The sequence below is a fragment of the Faecalibacterium sp. Marseille-Q4137 genome, from assembly GCF_017377535.1.
Classification (GTDB): domain Bacteria; phylum Bacillota; class Clostridia; order Oscillospirales; family Ruminococcaceae; genus Faecalibacterium; species Faecalibacterium duncaniae.
In genome coordinates this window covers 1-20,577 of the sequence record NZ_JAFREK010000001.1, presented here as the reverse complement: position 1 = coordinate 20,577, position 20,577 = coordinate 1, and the positions used below count along the sequence as shown (strand labels likewise).

19 protein-coding genes and 1 pseudogene are annotated in these 20,577 nt (G+C 57.6%); 7 read left to right on the top strand and 13 right to left on the bottom strand.

The genetic code is table 11. From position 1 onward, the window contains the following. Positions 1 to 5: 5 nt before the first annotated feature. Positions 6 to 791: a xanthine dehydrogenase family protein subunit M gene (locus J3353_RS00100; RefSeq protein ID WP_097771055.1), complete on the bottom strand. Its 786-nt coding sequence runs from the start codon at positions 789 to 791 to the stop codon at positions 6 to 8. Positions 792 to 900: 109 nt separating this feature from the next. On the opposite strand from J3353_RS00100, the gene J3353_RS00095 reads away from it, so the two are divergent. Then, on the top strand, positions 901 to 1,563 hold the full coding sequence (locus J3353_RS00095) for an NTP transferase domain-containing protein (protein ID WP_242700785.1): 663 nt from the start codon (positions 901 to 903) through the stop codon (positions 1,561 to 1,563). A 67-nt stretch (positions 1,564 to 1,630) separates the two neighbouring features. Here J3353_RS00095 and J3353_RS00090 read toward each other — a convergent pair whose 3' ends face one another. The 9 genes from J3353_RS00090 to coaD form a co-directional block, all read right to left on the bottom strand. After that, positions 1,631 to 3,031 (bottom strand): uracil-xanthine permease family protein, encoded by a 1,401-nt coding sequence (locus tag J3353_RS00090; RefSeq protein WP_097772211.1) that lies wholly within the window; start codon positions 3,029 to 3,031, stop codon positions 1,631 to 1,633. A gap of 161 nt (positions 3,032 to 3,192) precedes the next feature. Further along, on the bottom strand, positions 3,193 to 4,719 hold the full coding sequence (locus tag J3353_RS00085) for an SPOCS domain-containing protein (protein WP_207683814.1): 1,527 nt from the start codon (positions 4,717 to 4,719) through the stop codon (positions 3,193 to 3,195). Positions 4,720 to 4,876: 157 nt separating this feature from the next. After that, on the bottom strand, positions 4,877 to 5,971 hold the full coding sequence (acrA, locus tag J3353_RS00080; RefSeq protein ID WP_005932752.1) for an acryloyl-CoA reductase electron transfer subunit beta: 1,095 nt from the start codon (positions 5,969 to 5,971) through the stop codon (positions 4,877 to 4,879). Between the two features lie 21 nt (positions 5,972 to 5,992). Continuing rightward, a complete protein-coding gene (gene acrB, locus J3353_RS00075; RefSeq protein WP_005932750.1) occupies positions 5,993 to 6,787 on the bottom strand; it encodes an acryloyl-CoA reductase electron transfer subunit gamma in 795 nt (264 codons plus the stop codon). 17 nt (positions 6,788 to 6,804) lie between these two features. Beyond that, a complete protein-coding gene (locus J3353_RS00070) occupies positions 6,805 to 7,974 on the bottom strand; it encodes an acyl-CoA dehydrogenase (protein ID WP_154276263.1) in 1,170 nt (389 codons plus the stop codon). Positions 7,975 to 8,093: 119 nt separating this feature from the next. After that, positions 8,094 to 8,966, bottom strand: a complete 873-nt coding sequence (locus tag J3353_RS00065; protein ID WP_005932746.1) for a 3-hydroxyacyl-CoA dehydrogenase family protein — start codon at positions 8,964 to 8,966, stop codon at positions 8,094 to 8,096. A gap of 39 nt (positions 8,967 to 9,005) precedes the next feature. Beyond that, complete coding sequence (locus tag J3353_RS00060) at positions 9,006 to 9,791, bottom strand: enoyl-CoA hydratase-related protein (protein ID WP_098922489.1); 786 nt, start codon at positions 9,789 to 9,791, stop codon at positions 9,006 to 9,008. A gap of 116 nt (positions 9,792 to 9,907) precedes the next feature. Continuing rightward, entirely contained in the window at positions 9,908 to 11,122 is a 1,215-nt protein-coding gene (locus J3353_RS00055) for an acetyl-CoA C-acetyltransferase (protein WP_005932742.1), read from the bottom strand. 87 nt (positions 11,123 to 11,209) lie between these two features. Beyond that, the gene (gene coaD, locus J3353_RS00050; protein WP_005932740.1) at positions 11,210 to 11,713 is read right to left on the bottom strand and encodes a pantetheine-phosphate adenylyltransferase; all 504 of its coding nucleotides are present in this window, start codon (positions 11,711 to 11,713) and stop codon (positions 11,210 to 11,212) included. Positions 11,714 to 12,087: 374 nt separating this feature from the next. On the opposite strand from coaD, the gene J3353_RS00045 reads away from it, so the two are divergent. From J3353_RS00045 to J3353_RS00030, 4 genes are all read left to right on the top strand, one after another. Beyond that, on the top strand, positions 12,088 to 13,434 hold the full coding sequence (locus J3353_RS00045; RefSeq protein ID WP_005932736.1) for a butyryl-CoA:acetate CoA-transferase: 1,347 nt from the start codon (positions 12,088 to 12,090) through the stop codon (positions 13,432 to 13,434). A 51-nt stretch (positions 13,435 to 13,485) separates the two neighbouring features. After that, positions 13,486 to 14,697: an AI-2E family transporter gene (locus J3353_RS00040; RefSeq protein WP_117476805.1), complete on the top strand. Its 1,212-nt coding sequence runs from the start codon at positions 13,486 to 13,488 to the stop codon at positions 14,695 to 14,697. 135 nt (positions 14,698 to 14,832) lie between these two features. Then, entirely contained in the window at positions 14,833 to 14,988 is a 156-nt protein-coding gene (locus tag J3353_RS00035) for a hypothetical protein (protein WP_181966815.1), read from the top strand. A gap of 18 nt (positions 14,989 to 15,006) precedes the next feature. Next, the gene (locus J3353_RS00030) at positions 15,007 to 15,183 is read left to right on the top strand and encodes a hypothetical protein (RefSeq protein WP_181967159.1); all 177 of its coding nucleotides are present in this window, start codon (positions 15,007 to 15,009) and stop codon (positions 15,181 to 15,183) included. 96 nt (positions 15,184 to 15,279) lie between these two features. Here J3353_RS00030 and J3353_RS00025 read toward each other — a convergent pair whose 3' ends face one another. From J3353_RS00025 to J3353_RS00015, 3 genes are all read right to left on the bottom strand, one after another. Next, on the bottom strand, positions 15,280 to 16,704 hold the full coding sequence (locus J3353_RS00025; RefSeq protein WP_207683813.1) for a radical SAM protein: 1,425 nt from the start codon (positions 16,702 to 16,704) through the stop codon (positions 15,280 to 15,282). A 72-nt stretch (positions 16,705 to 16,776) separates the two neighbouring features. Further along, positions 16,777 to 18,552 carry an oleate hydratase gene (locus J3353_RS00020; RefSeq protein ID WP_207683812.1) on the bottom strand — a complete coding sequence of 592 codons (1,776 nt, stop codon included), beginning with the start codon at positions 18,550 to 18,552 and terminating at the stop codon, positions 16,777 to 16,779. 148 nt (positions 18,553 to 18,700) lie between these two features. Then, the gene (locus J3353_RS00015) at positions 18,701 to 19,291 is read right to left on the bottom strand and encodes a TetR-like C-terminal domain-containing protein (RefSeq protein ID WP_242700784.1); all 591 of its coding nucleotides are present in this window, start codon (positions 19,289 to 19,291) and stop codon (positions 18,701 to 18,703) included. Between the two features lie 303 nt (positions 19,292 to 19,594). On the opposite strand from J3353_RS00015, the gene proC reads away from it, so the two are divergent. Together proC and J3353_RS00005 are read left to right on the top strand one after the other, a co-directional pair. Then, on the top strand, positions 19,595 to 20,401 hold the full coding sequence (gene proC / locus J3353_RS00010) for a pyrroline-5-carboxylate reductase (RefSeq protein ID WP_097772215.1): 807 nt from the start codon (positions 19,595 to 19,597) through the stop codon (positions 20,399 to 20,401). 4 nt (positions 20,402 to 20,405) lie between these two features. After that, positions 20,406 to 20,577 (top strand): annotated as a pseudogene (locus J3353_RS00005) (glutamate 5-kinase); the annotation flags it as partial.

The following is a 20,577-nucleotide window of genomic DNA, read 5'->3' as shown; positions in this document are numbered from 1 at the left end:
TTGTCTCACCTGTTCCCTTCCAATTTCAGCACAGCGCGCTTGACCAGCACCCCGGCCAGATGATTGCGGTATTCCGCACTGCCGCGCATGTTGCTCTCCGTCCGGATGTTTGCCCGCACCTCAGCGGCAAAGCGGGCGGCGGTCAGCTCCGGCGTTTCGGCGGCATTGGGCTGCAGGGTATACAGCACTGCCTTGCCGGGCCGGGCACCAATGGCGACCCGGAAGCCCCCGGCCGTTTTCGCGGCGGCACAGGTCAGCACAGGAAAATCCGTCTGGCTGTTGCGCACCGACTGATAGCAGAATGCTGCCTGCTCCTTCGGCACGATGACCCGCACCAGGATATCCCTGTCGTACGGGCGCTGAGCATACTCCGAAAGCGGCACGATGCCGCCCTTGTAGAGCTCCACCGAAGCGTTCAGGGCCAGGAACATGGTCAGAACATCGGAAAAGCCAAAACGGCTGTAAATGCTGCCGCCCACGGTGGCAAGGTTGCGCAGCTGCACACCCACAATGTGGCGCACAGATTCCCGCACAGCGCCGTCCGTGTAGGCATTGAGCCCCTCGTGGAGCTCGATCTGCCGCAGGGGCACCATGGCCCCGATGGAAAAGCCCTCGGCCGTTTCCTCAATTTTGTCCAGCCCAAGGCCCGACAGGTCGATGGCGGTGCCGACATTGATGTTCTCCATCTTGAGCCAGATCATGCCGCCGATGACCCGATTGTTTCGCTTCTGGTTGAGCTGCCAGGCTTCCTCGAGGCTTTCGGCCCGTTTGTATTCCCGGATCGTCATCATACGCAGTACCTCTCTTTTTTCGATTGCTACTTTTATTTTATCACAAAATCCCTTATAATGCCACTGGAAAGACTGCCGCAGATCCGGCAGGTTCAGGAGGAATGATTTTATGGCAGAGTTGTGCAGAAAAAACGCCCGCCCTTCGGTGGGGTGCGTCATCATGGCATCGGGGCTGGCCCGGCGGTTTGGCTCCAACAAGCTGCTGGCCGATTTCGGGGGCCGCCCCCTGCTCTGCCGGGCGCTGGAGGTCACCGCCACCCCTGCCCTTGCCGCCCGGGTGGTCGTGACCCGTTCTGCCGAGGTAAAGACCCTGTGTGACGCACAGGCCGTTCCCTGCCTGCTCCACAGCCTGCCGGGCCGGAACGACACCGTCCGGCTGGGGCTGGAGGCGCTGCTGGAGCAATGCCCCGGTCTTGCAGGCTGCATCTTCCTGCCCGGAGATCAGCCCCTGCTACAGCGGGAGACGCTGGAAGCGCTGATCACTGCTTTTGCCCAGACACAAAAAGAAACAGAGCGGGCGATCTTCCGGCTGGGAGCCCGGGCCGCACATGGCCCGGATACCGTTGTCGGAAGTCCCGTTCTGTTTGGATACGGATATTTTCCCGCTCTGCGCACCCTGCCCGAGGGCAAGGGCGGCAGTGTTGTGCTCAAGGCTCACCCTGAGCAGGTACAGATCGTTTACGCCCAGCGGCGGGAAGAACTGCTGGATGTAGATACGCCGGAAGCTCTGGAGGAGCTCTCCGCCATTGCAGCGCAATGGTGCGTCACCTGACAGGAGAGGCAAGGGCACTTCTTGGCTCCCCTGTCAGGGGAGCTGTCACCGAAGGTGATTGAGAGGTTTATTCGGCCTTATCGTCCTTGGGCAGCAGCACGTTCAGCACAATGGCCACAAAGGCTGCGGGCACGATGCCGCTCTCGCCGCAGATCAACTGGAAGAACTGGGGGGTGTGTGCCAGGATGCTGGCATTGGCACCCATGCCGTAGCCCACGCCCAGTGCAACGGAAACGATGGTCAGGGTGCGCGGGGTCATCTTTTCCTTGGTAATGAGCTGGATGCCGGACACCACGATGGAAGAGAACATCATCACGGCAGCACCGCCCAGAACGGCCTGCGGCATGATGGAGACCAGTGCGCCCAGCTTGGGGATCAGGCCGCAGAGGATCAGGAAGATGGCACCGGTAGCCAGTGCACCGCGGTTGACGACCTTGGTCATGGAAACCAGGCCCACGTTCTGGCTGAAGGAGGTGTTGGGCAGAACGCCGAAGCAGGCGGCAAAGGAAGAGCCCAGGCCGTCGCAGATAACACCGCCGGACAGCTCCTTATCGGTGGCCTCACGGCTCATGCCGCCCTCCATCACGCCGGAGATATCGCCCACGGTCTCCACAGCGGTGACGATGAACATGATCAGCACGGGCAGGATGGCGCGCATATCAAAAACGATCTTGACGGGAACCAGCTTGGGGATGGCAAACCAGTCGGCCTGTGCCACCTTGCTCCAGTTCAGCACCCATGCCTTGGTGAACTCCACACCCTCGGCAGTGACACCGGTGGTGGGCAGGACAAAGCCCATGATAAAGGCTGCCAGATATCCCGCCACAATGCCGATGAGGATGGAGGAAGAACTCAGGAAGCCCGTGGTCCAATGCTTGAAGAACAGGATCACCACCAGCACGAACACGGCCAGCAGCAGGTTTTCCGCGGAACCGAAATCCTTGGCTGCGTTGCCGCCGCCAAAGGAGTTGACGCCCACGGAGATCAGGGACAGACCGATGGACAGCACCACCGTGCCGGTGACCACCGTGGGGAAGAACTTGCGCAGGGGCTTGAGGAAGAAGCCCAGCACAGTCTCAAACAGGCCGCCCAGAATGGAAGCGCCCATGATGGCACCGTAGGCCAGCACACCGCCGCCCATGGAAGCAGCCACACTGTTGAACACGCCCAGGAAGCCGGAGCTGGTACCCATGATGATAGGAACCTGACCGCCCACAGGGCCGATGGAGAACAGCTGCACCAGCGTGACCACACCGGCCACGAACATGGCGTTCTGCAGCAGGCTGACCTGCAGGTCAGCAAACTCACCGCCTGCAAGGCCGCAGGCACTGGTGATGATAAGAAGCGGGGTCAGGTTGCCCACGAACATGGCAAATACATGCTGCAGGCCCAGCGGGATGGCCTGGCGAAGGGGCATCTTGGCATCAAACTGGTATGCACCCTTCTCCAACTCGATATTTTTGATCATAACTTCTCCTTTATCTAAAAGGCTTTTTTACACGACAAAAATAATTATAGCAGAGCCTTTCTCAAATTGGGAGAGGTCCGGGATGTTTTTTGTTCATTTTTAGTTCATAAGTCATACTTTAGCTTTGAATTGTTCTTCTATGAAGTACAAAATCGGATGGATCAGCCTCCTGCTCCCGGCACCAGAAGCCTCTGAGGCGCATCGATGGCCGTGGTGCCCTCTGCAAGGTCGTTGGCGGCAAGCATCTGGGCCGGGGAGACATGGAATCGCCTGGCGATGGCAAACAGCTCCTCCCCCGCCTGTGCATAATAGATGCGCAGGCTGATCTCCGGGTCTGCCGGGGTCAACGGCTCTCCCAGCGCGATGGAGCCCACACAGGTGTTTCCGCTCCGCTGTAGGATGGCTCCTTCTGCCTTGACGGAAAGGTTGACCTCCAGTGTGCCGTTTGCGCAGACACAGCGCAGGTCCTCGGCACGGAGCCAGCACTCCGGGATCAGCTCCGCGTCCGAGGGCAGCTCCCGCCCCAGCGGCAGGGCAAGCTCCAACACCTTTTCATAGCTTTCCAGCTCTGAAAGGCTGTTCTCCCCAAAGGCAGTCACGGTCACCCGGCTGGTCAGATCCCAGTTGTTTTCCCTGTATGCCAGCAGGGCCGGGCCAAAGGAGGCAAAGCAGGCCAGAATTTTAGCCCCAGCGTCTGGCAGGGGGCCGGAGCCGGTCAGGGTCACGGTCTCATCCAGGGTGCAGGCCAGCGATTCCGTTTGTACCGTCTGCGGGGTCTGTTCTGTCTCAAATTTCGTGGAGAAGGCATCCGCCACGCACTGCAGCTGGTAGGGCCTCCATGCCCGCAGGCGCAGCATCAGGGTGGCAGTCAGGCGACTGGGTTCCTCCCCTTCTCCCTCCGTGAGCGTAAAGCCCACCGGCTCAGCCACGCAAAGGCAGCGGCAGTCCTCGCTCAGGCCGTCCACATCCAGCACCTGATTGAAGTTCAGGTTCACGCTCTGGCTTTGCAGTGCCGGGTCGCCCTCGGCACGCCAGGCACAGGAAACGACCAGCCCGCCCTTGGCAACGGCTTTCCCGTTCAGGAGTTTGAGGTCTCCGACAGAGGCATTGCCGCTGAGGTCCAAAACGGCGGCGGGCGGCGTGGGAAAGCGGATCTCGCCCTCGACCGTGACCAGCTTTTCCAGCACAGCGGCGCGCCGCACCCCGGAAAGGGTGACCAGTTTCTGCTCCACCCCGCCATCCGAAAGGGCCGTGATGACATCCGTTTTGACCTGCGTATGCACCGATACCACCAGCCCATACGCCCCCCGCACCTCGATGCGGCGCGGGTTGACGGTGCGGCAGTTCAGATATTCGGTTTGGCCTTCCACCTGCACGGCCCATGCCGTGAAGACGAACTCCGGCAGGTCCAGCAGCTTTGTAAAAGGGAGCTTCTGCTCGGTCTGGCACAGGCCCGCTCCATCTTCCCCCTGATAATAGACCACACAGCGCAGATATCCCTCCAATTGCAGCTTGCCGGGCTGCAGCCGCTTTTGCAGCACCACCGGCCTGACAAAGCACTTGACCAGCTTGAACACCGGTGGCAGATAATCAGAGATCAGGATCTCTGTTTCCAGCGGCAGCTCTGCCTTGAGGGTACAGTTTGTCCCCGCCGCCGGCAGGGCATCCCGAAAGATCTTCAACTCCATGGTACGCGCTCCTTTCCTGTCCGCTCTTGGTGTCATTTTATTCCGGGAACAGGTGGGATAGAACGGAGCGCTTTTCCGGGGATGCAAAAAGCCGCCGCACAGCGTTTCCACTGCGCGGCGGCCTTATCACAATCAGGGTTCGGGGAAAATCAGGTGCTTATTCAGCAGCCTTGGCAGCCTCGATCTGCTTGATCAGCTCGGGAACGACCTTGAACAGATCGCCCACGATGCCGTAGTCAGCAACACCGAAGATGGGTGCGCTCTCGTTCTTGTTGACAGCGATGATGCACTCGGAATCCTGCATACCAGCGGTGTGCTGGATGGCACCGGAAATACCCAGAGCAACATAGATCTTGGGGTGGACCGTCTTACCGGTCTGACCGACCTGATGGTCAGCGGTCATCCAGCCTGCATCGGTAACGGCACGGGAAGCACCCACAACGCCGCCGCCCAGTGCAGCAGCCAGCTGCTCAGCCAGCTCGATGCCCTTGTTGACATCCTTGCTGATGCCGCGGCCAACGGAGACGATGACATCGGCACCGATCAGATCGACCAGCTTCTCAGCAGCCTTCTCGACGCTCAGGACCTCGGTCTTGATGTCGGCAGCGGACAGCTCGAAAGCGGGCTTCACGATCTGGCAGGCATCAGCCTTGGCCTGATCGAAGGGAGCCTTCTTCATAACGCCGGGGCGCACGGTGGACATCTGAGGACGGAAGCGGGGGCAGATGATGGTAGCCATCAGATGGCCGCCGAATGCGGGACGGGTCATCTTCAGGTTGCGGTCTTCCATATCGAACTTCTGCTTGGACAGGTCGATGGTGGAGCTCTCCTTCAGGAAGTCGATGTACTTTGCAGTGTCGATATCCAGGTGGGTAGCATCAGCGGTCAGGCCGGTGTGCAGACGGGCTGCGCAGCGGGGGCCCAGATCGCGGCCAATGTTGGTGGCACCGATCAGCAGGACCTCGGGCTTGTACTCGTTGACCATGTCGCAGACAACCTTGGCGTATGCGTCCGTGGTGTAATCCTTCAGCAGGGGGCTGTCGCAGACCATGACCTTATCAGCGCCATAGCCGCCCAGCTCCTTGGCAATGCCGTCCACGTTATCGCCCAGCAGCAGGCCGGTGACTTCGCAGTTCAGCTCATCAGCCAGCTTGCGGGCCTCGCTGACCAGCTCGAAATCGGTGGGCATCAGTTTGCCCTGGCGCTGCTCACAAAAGACCCAAACGCCCTTGTACTCGTTAAAATCAGCCATTGTAATCCTATGCTCCTTTCATCAGATCAGGTGCTTCTTGGCCAGGATACCTGCCAGCTGTGCGGCGGTGTCGTCGCCAGTCAGCATGGTGCCTGCGCCCTTCTGCGGAGGAGTGAAGGACTTAAAGACGTTCGTCGGAGAACCCTTCAGACCGATGGTATCGACCTCGATCAGCGGATCATCCTTCAGAGCGTTGTAATCGAACACTTCCATGGGCTTGTCGTAGCAGGTGAAGATGCCATTGACGCTCATGTAACGGGGCTGGTTCAGCTCCTTGATGCAGGTCAGCAGGCAGGGAGTCTGCACCTTGACCATCATGTAGCCGTCTTCCAGCATACGCTTCACGGTCAGGGTGTTGCCATCCTTCTGGATGTCAGCCACATAGGTGACCTGAGGCAGATGCAGCTTTTCAGCGATCTGGGGGCCGACCTGTGCGGTATCGCCATCAATTGCCTGACGGCCGCAGAACACAACGTCCTCGGGGCCAACGCCGATCTTATTGACAGCAGCGGCCAGGATCTGGCTGGTTGCAAAGGTATCGGAACCGCCGAACTCACGGCCGGAGACCAGAACGGCCTTGTCAGCGCCGCGGGCCAGCAGCTCACGCAGCATTCCCTCGGCCGGAGGAGGACCCATGGTGATGACAACGACTTCGCAGCCGGTAGCGTCCTTGAGCTTCAGAGCAGCCTCCAGAGCGTTCAGGTCATCGGGGTTGGTGATGGTGGCCATAGAGGCACGATCCAGAGTACCGTCTGCCTTGACGGCGACTTTGCCGGAGGTATCAGGAACCTGCTTTACACAAACAATTGCTTTCATTGTAAATCTTACCTCCCTTACTTCAGCAGAGCGCCGGAAATGACCATCATCTGCACTTCGCTGGTGCCCTCGTAGATCTCAGTGATCTTGGCATCACGCATCATGCGCTCGATGGGGTAGTCACGGGTGTAGCCGTAACCGCCGAACAGCTGCAGGCAGCGGCGGGTCACATCGCTTGCGGTGCGGGCTGCGATCAGCTTAGCCTGAGCAGCCTCCACGCTGTAACGGACCTTTGCGCCGTCCATGGCCTGCTGCTTCTTCAGAGCGGCAGCGTAGACCAGATACTTGGCAGCCTCAACGCGGGCCTTCATCTCAGCCAGCTCGAACTGGGTGTTCTGGAATGCGGAGATGCTGCGGCCAAACTGCTTGCGCTCCTTGACGTAGGCAACGGTCTCCTCCAGAGCGCCCTCGGCAATGCCCAGAGCCTGAGAAGCGATGCCGATACGGCCGCCGTCCAGGGTAGCCATGGCCAGCTGGAAGCCCTTGCCGCGCACGCCCAGCATACGATCCTTCGGGATACGGCAATCCTCGAAGATCAGCTCGCAGGTGGAAGAACCACGGATGCCCATCTTATCCTCAGCCTTACCGACGGAGAAGCCCGGATCGGTGCGCTCAACGATGAAGGCAGAGCACAGCTTGGTGGGGCGGCCCTTCTTATCCAGAACGTGGTCGGTGACAGCGATGACGATAAAGACATCAGCGAAACCGGCGTTGGTGATGAAGATCTTGGAGCCATTCAGGACCCAGCAGTCATCCTCTTCCTTGGCAATGGTCTGCTGACCCTGTGCATCGGTACCAGCACCCGGCTCGGTCAGGCCGAAAGCGCCCAGCCACTCGCCGCTGCAGAGCTTGGGCAGGTACTTTGCCTTCTGCTCGGGGGTACCGTTCTCATAAATAGGAGCAGCACACAGGCTGGTGTGAGCGGAGACGATGACACCGGTGGTGCCACAGACCTTGCTCAACTCCTCCACTGCCATGACGTAGGACAGCACATCGCCGCCTGCACCGCCGACAGAGGTGGGGAAGTAAATGCCCATCATGCCCAGCTTGCCCATCTTCTCGACGGTCTCTTTGGGGAAGTACTCTTCTGCATCAACCTTCTTAGCCAGGGGCTTGACTTCGTTTTCAGCAAACTCGCGGTACATCTTCTGCACCATCTGCTGCTGCTTGGACAGAGTAAAATCCATCGCTATATCCTCCTAACGGGTGTTTTTTATCTCCCGGGGTCGGGGTTCTCCCCTTCCCGGTTGCAAACAAATTCCTCCCGACCGCTTTCCCCACGGCCGGGAGAAATGTTTATCAGAAATTACAGCTGGTCAACAGGGGTCTTGGTGCGGTCTGCGTTGTAAACGTAGAAGCCCTTGCCGGTCTTGCAGCCCAGGTTGCCGCCGCGGACCATCTTGCGGATCAGCGGGCAGGCGCGATACTTGCTGTCGCCGGTCTCATGGTACAGGACATCCATGATGGCCAGGCAGATATCCAGGCCGATGAAGTCGCCCAGCTCCAGGGGTCCCATGGGGTGGTTGGCACCCAGCTTCATAGCGGTGTCGATGCCTGCGATATCAGAAACGCCCTCCATCTTGATGAAGGCAGCCTCGTTGATCATGGGGATCAGGATGCGGTTGACCACAAAGCCTGCAGCCTCGTTAACCTGAACAGGATTCTTGCCGATGGCCACGGAGATCTCCTTGATCTTCTCAACGGTCTCTGCGGGGGTGTTGCAGCCGGCGATGACCTCGATCAGCTTCATGCGGTCAGCGGGGTTGAAGAAGTGCATACCGACCAGAGGACGGCTCAGGCCCTTGCCGATCTCGGTGATGGACAGGGAGGAAGTGTTGGAAGCGAAGATGCACTCGGGCTTGCAGATCTTATCCAGCTCGCCGAAAGTGGTCTGCTTGACCTTCATATCCTCAAAAGCAGCCTCAACGATCAGGTCGCAGTCTGCGCACAGATTTTCCTTCAGGCCCGGGGTGATGGCTGCAACGATCGCGTCAGCCTTTTCCTGGGGGATCTTGCCCTTAGCAACCAGCTTCTCGTAGCCCTTCTTGATCTTTGCCAGGCCGTTCTCAGCCCACTCCTGCTTGATGTCGCACAGAGCAACGGTGTTGCCCTCAACCTGTGCAAATGCCTTTGCGATGCCCTGGCCCATAGTGCCAGCGCCGATAACACCGATCTTCATAGGAAATCTCTCCTTTAATATCAAAAATTATGTAACGGATTAGTTGTTGGTGAACACTGCCTTGGGCTTCGGTTTCTCACGGCTCAGGAAGCAGGCCATGCCCTCCTGCTGATCGTGGGTCTCGAAGCAAGCACCGAACAGCTTCTCCTCAACTTCCACAGCCTTCTCAATGGGCAGGCTGATGCCACCGTTGATGGCCTTCTTGCAGTTGCGCACTGCAATGGGAGCGTTTTTGGCGATCTTGCCGGCCAGCTTCAGTACGTTCTCCATCAGTTCAGCCTGCGGATACACGGCGTTGACCAGACCAATGCGGTAAGCCTCGTCTGCCTTGATGTTCAGGGCAGAGTAGACCAGCTGCTTTGCCATGCCCATGCCGACCAGACGTGCCAGACGCTGGGTGCCGCCGAAGCCCGGGGTGATGCCCAGACCAACTTCGGGCTGACCAAACACGGCGTTGTCAGAGCAGATGCGGATGTCGCAGCTCATGGCCAGCTCATTGCCGCCGCCCAGTGCAAAGCCGTTGACGGCTGCAATGACGGGGATGGGGAAGCTCTCGATCATCAGGAACACGTCATTGCCCAGCTTGCCGAAGGCCTCACCCTCTGCCTTGGTCATGGTGCTCATGGAGCCGATATCAGCGCCTGCAACGAAGCTCTTGTCGCCTTCGCCGGTCAGGACGATGCAGCGGATGGTCTCCTGATCGACAGCCTCAAAAGCTGCCTTCAGGTCTGCCAGAACCTCAGGGTTCAGGGCATTCAGTGCCTTGGGACGGTCGATGGTGATGATCTCGACAGCGCCCTGCACCTCGGTTTTTACAAAAGCCATTGTGAAAACCTCCAATTCAGATTCTCAGTGTTTCAAAACAGCTCCCGCGCCCCGGCAGAGTCTCCGGTCTGAGCCGGGGCGCGGGCTGTCATTCAATTCAATTCCAAAGGGGGAGCTTACATCTCAACGATGGTAGCGCAGCCCATGCCGCCGCCGATGCACAGGGTAGCCAGACCCTTGTGAGCACCACGGTGCTTCATAGCGTACAGCAGAGTGACCAGGATACGAGCGCCGGAAGCGCCGACCGGGTGGCCCAGAGCGATGGCGCCGCCGTTGACGTTCACCTTGCTCATATCGAAGTTCAGAGCCTGGCTGACAGCCACAGACTGTGCAGCAAATGCCTCGTTGGCCTCAATCAGGTCCATATCAGCAACAGTCAGGCCAGTCTTTGCCATGACCTTCTTGGTTGCTGCGATGGGGCCCAGACCCATGACCTCAGGCTCAACACCGGCCAGAGCGCCAGCAACCCAGGTTGCCAGAGGCTCAACGCCCAGCTCCTTGGCCTTTTCCTCGCTCATAATGACCAGAGCAGCAGCGCCGTCGTTGATGGCGGAAGAGTTGCCTGCGGTCACGATGCCGTCCTTGGTGAAAGCGGGCTTCAGGGTTGCCAGCTTCTCGACCGGGGTCAGACGGGGGCCTTCATCGGTATCAAACACGGTGTCGCCCTTCTTGCCCTTGATGACAACAGGAACGATCTCATCCTTGAAAGCGCCGTCCTTGATGGCCTTGTCAGCCTTGACCTGGCTGTTGTAGGAGAACTCATCCAGCATCTCGCGGGTGATGGGGCTGTAGCCGTACTTCTTCTGGAAGGTCTCGTTGGTGCAGACATTCTCAGCGGTCATGCCCATGTGCTTGTTGAAACCGGTGGCATCCCACAGAGCATCGTTGACCATGGTATCGACCAGCTCGCTCTTGCCCATGGGAGCGCCCATGCGGTAGCCGTAACGGCCCTTCATCATTGCAAAGGGAGCCATGTCCATGTTCTCCATGCCGCCTGCGACCACGATATCAGCATCGCCTGCCTCGATCATCTGAGCAGCCATGTTCACGCAGTTCAGACCGGAACCGCAGACCACGTTGACGGTGACAGCGGGGGTCTCGATGGGCAGGCCAGCCTTCAGGGAAGCCTGACGGGCAACGTTCTGGCCCAGACCAGCCTGGATCACGCAGCCCATGTAAACATGATCGACCTGCTCAGGCTTGACGTTTGCGCGGTTCAGAGCCTCCTTGATGACGATGGAGCCCAGCTCAGCAGCGGGGACGTTGGCAAGGGTGCCACCGAACTTACCAATGGCGGTACGGCATGCAGATGCGATAACGATCTTTTTCATGTGAATAGCCTCCTGATTGTGTATGTTGTGATTTAAGAAAGACTGTTTTATCAAAACGCCGAAGCGTTTCTTGCATAAGGAATGGGGTCAGACGTTCTCTCCCCTGCTGCGCAGCTCAGCCATCTTCTGCTCCACGGCGGCTTCCACATTCGGAGTAACGAACTTGGAGATGCTGCTGCCGTAGCGGGCGGCTTCCTTTACAATGGTAGAGGAAAGATAGCTCCACTTGATGCTGGTTGCAAGGAACATGGTCTCGATGCCGGGCATCAGCGCATGATTGGTCTGCGCCAGCTGGATCTCGTTTTCAAAATCCGTTACCGCCCGCAGGCCCCGCACCATGACCGAAGCGTGGCGCTTCTTGGCGAACTCCACGGTCAGGCCGTCGAAGCTCTCCACCGTGACATTGGGGATCCCCTTGCAGCATTCCTGCAGCAGGGCCACCCGCTCCTCCACGGTGAACAATGGGTGCTTTGCACTGTTGATGAGCACGGCCACGATCAGATGATCGTTGATCTTTGCCGCGCGCTTGATGATATCGAGATGACCTCGTGTGACCGGATCGAACGACCCGGGGTAAACTGCAGTTGCCATCGGTTTTGTCCTCCTTGCGCGCCTTTGAAAAGCGCATTGGTTCTGACATGATAGCACTTTCCAGTTTGCTGTGCAAGATGTTCTTTTCTTCTGCTACGGTGCATCGTTAATTTTTAAACAATCTTACCCGCAGTGCCACGCTGCATCCTGCTACGCTATAAGTAAAGCACATCGTCAAAATTTTATCAAGTATTTTTTGTGTAAAATTTATTTTTTGTGCACCAAAGAATCTCTACAAAAAGCTAAGATTTTTAGTCATATTGCATTCAGCCCTGTTTTTTGCCGGGAAAGTATTGATTCTCCCGTTTGTTAATGATATAACTAAGTTGGAATTTACAATTCCTTTATGTTATTGTAAGAGAGGATGGTTTATAATGGATTTTACGGAATTGTATGCGCAGAAGAAAATGACAGCTGACCAGGCTGCCGCGTTGGTCAAAAGCGGCGACTGGGTGGATTACGGCTGGGCCGTGAACACCCCCGTTGCAGTGGACGCTGCCATTGCAAAGCGTCTGCCTGAGCTGGAGGATGTCAACTTCCGCGGCGGCATCCTGATGTGGGTGCCCGCCATCTTCCAGATCGAGGATCCCGCTGCCCACATGACCTGGAACAGCTGGCACATGGGTGGCATTGAGCGCAAGGCCATTGCCCAGGGCTTTTCCTTCTACTCCCCCATCCGCTACTCTGAACTGCCCCGCTACTATCGCGACAGCTCTGACCCCGTGGATGTGGCGGTGTTCCAGGTGACCCCCATGGACGAGCACGGCTATTTCAACTTTGGCCCCTGTGCTTCCCACCTGGGTGCCGTCTGCGATAAGGCCAAGAAGATCATCGTTGAGGTCAACCGGAACATGCCCAAATGCCTGGGCGGCACCGAGAACTGGGTGCACATCTCTCAGGTTGCCGGTGTTGTGGAGGGCAGCAACCCGCCCATCGGCCAGATGGCCGCTGCCGGTGCCGCCACCGAGGTCGATCTGAAGGTGGCAAACCTCATCGTCCCGCAGATCCCCGACGGTGCCTGCCTGCAGCTGGGCATCGGCGGTATGCCCAACGCCATCGGCAACCTGATCGCGCAGAGCGACCTGAAGGATCTGGGCGTGCACACCGAGATGTATGTGGATGCCTTTGTGGATATTGCAAAGGCCGGCAAGATCACCGGCCGCCACAAAAATCTGGACAAGGGCCGTCAGGTCTATGCCTTTGGTGCCGGTACCCAGAAGATGTACGATTACCTGAACGACAACCCGGAGTGCATGGCCGCTCCCGTGGAGTACACCAATGACATCCGCAGCATCTCCGCCATCGACAACTTCATCTCCATCAACAATGCGGTGGATATTGACCTGTTCGGTCAGGTGAACGCGGAGAGTGCAGGCATCAAGCACATTTCCGGTGCAGGCGGTCAGCTGGACTTTGTTCTGGGCGCATACCTTTCCAACGGCGGCAAGAGCTTCATCTGCCTGTCCTCTACCTTTATGAATAAAAAGACCGGCAAGCTGGAAAGCCGCATCCGTCCTACCCTGGAAAACGGCAGCATCGTCACCGACACCCGCGCAAACGTGCACTACCTGTGCACCGAGTACGGCTGTGTGAACCTGAAGGGACTGACCAGCTGGGAAAAGGCAGAAGCACTGATCAGCGTGGCACACCCCGATTTCCGGGACGAGCTGATCGCCGAAGCCGAAAAGCTGCACATCTGGCGCAGGAGCAACAAGCGCTGACATTGCCGCAGGGAATCCTGCTGTCTGCGGCAGGAATGGAGTTTCTATGACATGATGGACAAAAAACCGCATATCAAACCCTATCTCTACGGAATGTTCGCAGGCTTTGGCGCGATCAGCCTGAGCATCCTCTTCTTTTTCCTGATCTACCGCTTTCAGGGCTTCGGCAATGCCGTTTCGACCCTGACAGGCATCCTGATGCCCTTTATCTACGGCAGTGTCATTGCCTATCTGCTCAAGCCGGTGTGCAACTGGCTTGAAGCATTTCTCCACAAGCTGTTCCCGGAAAGGATGCACCGCTTTGCCAACATGCTGGCCGTTGCTCTGACCATCCTGTTCGGTCTGCTGCTGATCTACGCGCTGATCATGATGATCGTGCCGCAGCTCATCAACAGCGTGACCGCCCTGTACTACACGGCACGGGACAACATCGGCGACTTTGTGGAGTGGATCTCCAAGCAGGAGTTCATTGCCAACAACAAAAAGCTGCTGGACTTCATCGAGAACTCTTACGACAGCCTGGATGCCAACCTGGATGCCTGGATCAAAAACACCCTGCTCCCCTCCATGCAGAACATCCTCAGCGGTGCCGCTGTAGGCGTGGTGAATGTGGTGACCTGGATCAAAAATTTCATTATCGGCCTCATCGTTTCGGTGTATCTGCTGGCCAGCCGGAAGAAATTCGGGCAGCAGGGCAAGCTCATCCTTTATAGTTTGGTCAAGCCCCGCTGGGCCGACCTCATCATGGAGGAAGTCCGTTACGCTGACCGGATGTTCGGCGGCTTCATCAACGGCAAGATCCTGGATTCCGCCATCATCGGCGTGCTGTGCTATATTGCCTGCCTGATCTTCAAGTTCCCCAGTGCCCTGCTGGTGTCGGTCATTATCGGCGTGACCAATGTTATCCCCTTCTTCGGCCCCTTCATCGGTGCCATTCCCGCCACCCTGCTCATCCTGATCCAGAACCCCATCAAGGCGCTCTGGTTCGTGCTGTTCGTTCTGGTGCTGCAGCAGGTGGACGGCAACATCATCGGACCCAAGATCCTGGGCAACACCACCGGCCTTTCCAGCTTCTGGGTGCTGTTCGCCATCCTGCTGTTCGGCGGCCTGTGGGGCTTTGTGGGCATGATCATCGGCGTGCCGCTCTTCGCAGTCATCTATGATGTCATCAAAAAGCTGGTGTTCCACGGCCTGAATCGCAACGACGAATCCGGCATGGTAAACCTCTATCACGATGCCTTCGGTGACCCCGACGACGAGTGATCCGGCACAGCCCGCTGCACCGCAACCTGCCGAAAACTAGTAAACCTTCCCTGCCCCCGCATCAGAGCACTTCCGATGCGGGGTATTTTTTAGCCATGCCGTACCATAAGAACGTATACAAAGGAGAACGATTTAATGGGTATTAAAATCATGTTATTGGGTATCGCCGTTATTCTGGCTGGGATTGCCTTATCTATAAGTAATATTTTTGCTTTTGTTGGTGGAGCCGCAGGTCTTTTAATCACAATTGCCGGTATGTTTGTACGGGGCAAAAACACAACCGAGATATAATTCACGGAGGTTTGACAAATGACTTACACGATCGCGATCATTTCTACTTTAGCGGCATGGTTCGTTGGGCTATTTGCAGACGTAAACATCGATTTTGGAGACCCGCAAGGATTTCTAGCGCTCAGGGTGCTGTTTCCTGTTTTGGCTATGGGAATTTGTATCCTGAAGGCACTTAAAGAGAGCCATAAATCATAAGCAACTTCTGCTTTACACAAAAAAATTTCCCTCCCCTATGCCGTCTCAGCACATCGGGAGGGAAATTTTTCTATTTCAAGGGCTTATGCCTGCAAATCACTGCTGATTGGGCTTCCAATCCTTATAGTTCTCGTAACGGCTCTCGCGGATCTTGGTATGGGACCAGATCTCGTCGGCGGTCGGCTGCCAATTGGCTGCGTAGCTCTTGCACTTGTCGCACAGATGATCGACGCTTTCCGGACTCTGGAGGTCGGTGCTGTGGGCACCGGTCTCGTGAACCATCTTGCGCAGCAGCTCGGGGTTTTCCAGCATGGGGCAGGGGCGCAGATGGTTCTTATTGAAGGGCTGGCCGTTGTGGTAGGCCATGAACAGCGGACTCTGCAGGATCTCCAGGATGCTGCTGTCATGGATGTTGGCATTGGAGTAGTGGATGAACACGCAGGGTTCAGCGTCACCAGCCGAGTTGATGTGGAAGTAGTTGCGGCCGCCGGCAATGCAGCCGCCCACGAACTCGCCATCGTTCTGGAAGTCCATGGGGTAGAACGGGATATCGCAGGCTTCACTGCGCAGATAGCGGATGCGCTGGATCATGTACTTGCGCTGCTCGGGAGAGGGCATCAGTTCAGGCGCTGCCTCGTTGCCCACGGGCATGTAGTGGAAGTAGAAGCCGAAGTGTGCACCCTTATCGCAGAGGAAACGCATGAACTCATCGCTGGTAACGGCTTCGATGTTGTCGCGGGTGTAGCAGATGGAGGTGCCGAACAGGATGCCGTGCTCCTTGAGCAGATCCATCGCGCGCATAACGGCAGCATAGTGACCCTCGCCGCGGCGGGCATCGTTGGTCTCCGGGGTGCCCTCAATGGACAGCATAAACGCAATATTGCCCAGGCGGACCACTTCTTTGCAGAACGGCTCATCGATCAGGGTGGAGTTGGTATAGATGGCAAACTGCACATCGTTGTGCTTCTCGGCCAGCTTGAGGATATCAGCCTTGCGCACCAGCGGCTCACCGCCGGTGAGCATGTACAGATAAACGCCCAGCTCCTTGCCCTCGGTGACGATCTTATCCATATCGTCAAAGCTCAGGTTGTTCTTGTGGCCGTACTCACCGGCCCAGCAGCCCACGCAGTGCATATTGCAGGCAGAGGTGGGGTCAAACAGGATCAGCCAGGGAATGTTGCACTGATATTTGACACGATTCTCGCGGATGGTCTTGGTACCGCGGAAGAAGGCCTCATAGCCCAGGTTCAGGGCCGTGGTGCGGGCCACGTTGGGGTCCAGCTGGTTCAGCATACAGTTGATGAGCTTCGACCACTTGCTGTTGGGGTCAGTCAGGGTCTGCTTGGCGTGTGTGTAGGTCTCCTCGCTGAAGGAATCGCCGTAGAACTGCTTTGAAAGATCTACGATCTGTCCAACCGTCTTGGCGGGGTCCTTCTCGGCATGAGAAAGCACGAGATCCACAGTCTTGCCCAGTGCAGCACGCTGCATTTTGTGCGTCAGAGAATCAAATGCGGTATTCATTTTTATTTCCTCCAGATTCAATAGAATTTTACAGGGCTCTCTTCCCTGCCTGCCGGGCTGAATTCCCGGCGCTCAGATGATCTTATACTCCAGCAGCAGACGGCCCAGGTCGGTGTCCTGTACCTTTTCTACCGCTTTTCCCAGTGCAAATTTTTTGATCCAGTTCATTTTCAGATCACTCAGGGGTTTGCCATCCCGCAGCTGAACAGCGGCGTTCAGCAAATCGCGGACATCGTAGGTGCTGCCCCAGACCTCCGGCACGCCCCGGTCGATATCCAGCAGGGTGTACACGGCTTCCATGCCGGTGCGCATGGAATACTCGGTGGTGAAGATGGTATCCCGCTTTGTCTCGGCAAACTGGCCGATGAAGGCAAAGTTCACTGCGCCCTCCGGCACCACCGCCGGGCGATCGCCTGCCGCGCGGGGCATGAAGAAAGCTGTGATATAGGGCATCATTACGGGCACGGTGTTGGCACTGTGCTCCGCCAGGTCCTCGATCTGGTTTTCGGGGACCCCCAGATGATACAGCCACTCCATGCAGATCTCTTTGCCGGTGCAATCCCGCATGGGCTTTTTGATGTAGTCGCCGGGCGTGTTGCTGAACAGGCCGTAGATCCAGCCCACGAGCTGACCCTTGGGCTGATCCCGGAACTGGGGCTGACGGTTGAACGTCCAGCTGAGCAGCCAGCCGGAATCCCGCGCCGTGACGATGCCGCCCGTGACAGTCCTGCCGCTGAACGGGTCACGCTGGCAGATGTTCTGGATGTAGGGCACGATGCGTTCGTCCAGCGTGGTGACCGTGGCGCTCATCCAGTTGGTCTGCTCCGGATCGGAGCAGAACTTCTCCGGGCGGCCAAAGGCCTCATCCTGCGCGGCGATCTTCTTCCACAGATCCCAGCCGTTGCCGGGCCGGAGGGTGGGGTTGAACACTGCAGGCTGATCCTGGGAGCCGATGGAAGTGCTTTCCACGCAGCCGCCGTTGGTGATGAACACCAGATCATTCTCGGTCAGGTCCACCCGTTCCGCTTCATCGTCCACCAGCAGGCAGATGGTCCTGGCCTGCTTTTTGCCCCCGGTCAGCTCAAACTCAATGTTGGTCACCTTGGTGTTGTAGTGGAAGCGCACGCCATGCCCTTCCAGATAGCGGATCATGGGCAGGATCATGCTCTCGTACTGGTTGTACCGGGTAAAGCGCAGTGCCCGCAGATCAGGCAGACCGCCCACATGGTGGATGTAGCGCTTCAGATAGAGCTTCATTTCCAGTGCGCTGTGCCAGTTCTCAAAGGCGAACATGGTGCGCCAGTAAAGCCAGAAGTTGGAAGAGAACACCTCCGCGTCAAAGACATCGGTGATGCGCTTATCATAGAGCTGCTCATCCGGGGTAAAAAAGAGCTTAATGAGTTCCATGCAGCCCTGATCCGAAAGGCCGAACTTCCCATCGGTGTGGGCGTTCTGCCCCCGGTTTTCCGTGGCGCGGCAGAGCGAGTAGTTGGGGTCTGCCTTGTTCAGCCAATAGTACTCATCCAGCACGCTTGCGCCCTCGGTCTCAAGCGACGGGATGGAACGGAACAGATCCCACATGACTTCAAAATGGTCATCCATCTCCCGGCCGCCCCGCATCACATAACCGATGCCGGGGTACTGGCAGCCATCACAGGCACCGCCGGGGATGGCCCCCTTTTCAAAGAGATGGATATGCTCCCCTTTCATCTGACCGTCACGGACCAGGTAGCAGGCAGCTGTCAGCGCCGCCAGACCGGTGCCCACGAGATAGGCCGATTTCCGATCCACTCCCACAGGCTTTTTCGGGCGCACAAAGGCCTCATAGTTCCCGCTGGAATAATACATTTTATTCCCTCCGTTTGCTGTGGTTTCCAGGTTTTCACCTTTCATTTTGCGCTGATCATACTGTAACATTTTGTCAAACGGAAAGCCATAAACAGAAAAAGCACCGTGATGGAAAACCCATCACGGTGCCCGGATTGATAAAATATTGTCAGTCGTCAAGATCTGCGGGGCTGCGGTCGGTGCGGAAGCGGCGGAGCGCCCGCTCAAGCTCGCCATGAAGCAGAACATTCAGCCGCTCGGTCATCCGGACGGGGTCCTCCTTCATATCCCTGCGGATCCATTCCAGTGCCATGCCCACCAGCGCGTATTTGTAAAAGTCGATGATGAACTGCTTGTCGGAATCCTGCACGGTAAAGCCCTGCGCACTGCGGTCCACAAAGTCCCGCAGCATGGAGTCCAGCAGTTTATATAAGTACTGTTCCAACTGCTCACGGCTCACGGAGCGGTAAACATTCATCACCAGAACCTTGTTGTCCTGCACCTGATGCAGGATATCCAGAAAGGCATCTGTCCAGTTCTCAAAGCTCTGTCTGCCCTCCAGCGCCTTGGCGGCATCCTCGACCATGATCCAGTCCACGAGGTCGTAGATGTCCTTGAAGTGGTAGTAGAAGGTCATACGGTTCACGCCGCAGTCCTCGGTGATATCATTGATGGTGATCTTATTCAGCGGCTTTTGAAGCAGCAGCTTTTTCAGCGATGCCTCCAACGCCCTTTTTGTAGTTTGCGACACGAGATCCATCCTTTCCCAGCGGCACACACTGTGCCGCCGACCGTGGTAGCCGCCCTATGGGGCCAGAGAAGTAAGAATACTTCCTTTATACTATAACGCAAATGCCCCCCGTTTTGCAAGTTCAAAATCTCTCATTTTGATATTTTTTTCACGTTCTTCTCCATTTTGCAGCCGTCCCGCCGCCTTTTTGCCGGGTTTCCGGGAGGTTCCTCTTGATTTTCTGGCTCCGGATGCTTACAATGGATGGAGTGGAACGAATGTGCGTTCCATTTATTTATTTCTTTCTGAGTGAGAAAGGAAGGGAAAGCAAGTATGATCAAGACCATCGGATTTTTAGGCTGTGGGAACATGGGCGGTGCCATTGCGCGGGCCGTCTGCAAGGCTGCCGACCCACAAAATGTTTATCTTGCCAACCGCACTGCCGCCAAGGCAGAGGCGCTGGCCGCAGAGCTGGGCTGCAACACCACCACGAACGCCGAAGTGGCGGGCCGCTCCGACCTGATTTTTCTGGCGGTCAAGCCCCAGATGATGGAGGCTCTGCTGGCTCCGCTTAAGTTCACCCTGAACGAGCGGCCGAGCCGCTTCATCCTTTGCAGCATGGCGGCAGGGCTTTCCATCGCGCGCATCCAGGAGATGGCGGGGGAAGATTACCCCGTGATCCGCATCATGCCCAACACCCCGGCTTCGGTGGGGGCAGGCATGATCCAATATTGCTCCGCCAATGTGACAGCGGAGGAGGAGCAGGAGTTTCTGAAGCTGATGGCACCCGCCGGGCGGCTGGACGCTGTGCCCGAGGCCCTGATCGATGCGGCAAGCAGCGTTTCCGGCTGCGGCCCGGCCTGGGTGTATCAGTTCATTGAAGCGCTGGCCGACGGCGGCGTGGCCTGCGGCCTGCCCCGGGCCAAGGCACAGGAATACGCAGCCCAGATGGTATTGGGCAGCGCCAAGCTGGTGCTGGAGAGCGGAAAACACCCCGGTGAGCTCAAGGACGCGGTGTGCAGCCCCGGCGGCAGCACCATTCAGGGCGTGCGCGTGCTGGAAGAGCACGGTTTCCGCGGCGCGGTGACCGATGCGGTGATCGCCGCCTACGACAAGACAAAGGAAATGGGAAAGGGTTAAGTTTATGCGCATCGTCGTCAAAGTGGGCACCTCCACGCTGGCACACTCCACCGGGCGGCTGAACATCCGCCACACAGAGGATCTGGTCAAGGTGCTGAGCGACCTGAAGAACGCAGGGCACGAGGTCATCCTCGTCTCGTCCGGTGCCATCGGCATGGGAGTGGGCAAGCTGTCCC

Bases quoted from the DNA above. Each gene is read 5' to 3' on its own strand.
- J3353_RS00100 (WP_097771055.1), bottom strand. From the start codon at position 791: ATGATGACGATCCGGGAATACAAACGGGCCGAAAGCCTCGAGGAAGCC.
- J3353_RS00095 (WP_242700785.1), top strand. From the start codon at position 901: ATGGCAGAGTTGTGCAGAAAAAACGCCCGCCCTTCGGTGGGGTGCGTC.
- J3353_RS00090 (WP_097772211.1), bottom strand. From the start codon at position 3,031: ATGATCAAAAATATCGAGTTGGAGAAGGGTGCATACCAGTTTGATGCC.
- J3353_RS00085 (WP_207683814.1), bottom strand. From the start codon at position 4,719: ATGGAGTTGAAGATCTTTCGGGATGCCCTGCCGGCGGCGGGGACAAAC.
- acrA (WP_005932752.1), bottom strand. From the start codon at position 5,971: ATGGCTGATTTTAACGAGTACAAGGGCGTTTGGGTCTTTTGTGAGCAG.
- acrB (WP_005932750.1), bottom strand. From the start codon at position 6,787: ATGAAAGCAATTGTTTGTGTAAAGCAGGTTCCTGATACCTCCGGCAAA.
- J3353_RS00070 (WP_154276263.1), bottom strand. From the start codon at position 7,974: ATGGATTTTACTCTGTCCAAGCAGCAGCAGATGGTGCAGAAGATGTAC.
- J3353_RS00065 (WP_005932746.1), bottom strand. From the start codon at position 8,966: ATGAAGATCGGTGTTATCGGCGCTGGCACTATGGGCCAGGGCATCGCA.
- J3353_RS00060 (WP_098922489.1), bottom strand. From the start codon at position 9,791: ATGGCTTTTGTAAAAACCGAGGTGCAGGGCGCTGTCGAGATCATCACC.
- J3353_RS00055 (WP_005932742.1), bottom strand. From the start codon at position 11,122: ATGAAAAAGATCGTTATCGCATCTGCATGCCGTACCGCCATTGGTAAG.
- coaD (WP_005932740.1), bottom strand. From the start codon at position 11,713: ATGGCAACTGCAGTTTACCCCGGGTCGTTCGATCCGGTCACACGAGGT.
- J3353_RS00045 (WP_005932736.1), top strand. From the start codon at position 12,088: ATGGATTTTACGGAATTGTATGCGCAGAAGAAAATGACAGCTGACCAG.
- J3353_RS00040 (WP_117476805.1), top strand. From the start codon at position 13,486: ATGATGGACAAAAAACCGCATATCAAACCCTATCTCTACGGAATGTTC.
- J3353_RS00035 (WP_181966815.1), top strand. From the start codon at position 14,833: ATGGGTATTAAAATCATGTTATTGGGTATCGCCGTTATTCTGGCTGGG.
- J3353_RS00030 (WP_181967159.1), top strand. From the start codon at position 15,007: ATGACTTACACGATCGCGATCATTTCTACTTTAGCGGCATGGTTCGTT.
- J3353_RS00025 (WP_207683813.1), bottom strand. From the start codon at position 16,704: ATGAATACCGCATTTGATTCTCTGACGCACAAAATGCAGCGTGCTGCA.
- J3353_RS00020 (WP_207683812.1), bottom strand. From the start codon at position 18,552: ATGTATTATTCCAGCGGGAACTATGAGGCCTTTGTGCGCCCGAAAAAG.
- J3353_RS00015 (WP_242700784.1), bottom strand. From the start codon at position 19,291: ATGGATCTCGTGTCGCAAACTACAAAAAGGGCGTTGGAGGCATCGCTG.
- proC (WP_097772215.1), top strand. From the start codon at position 19,595: ATGATCAAGACCATCGGATTTTTAGGCTGTGGGAACATGGGCGGTGCC.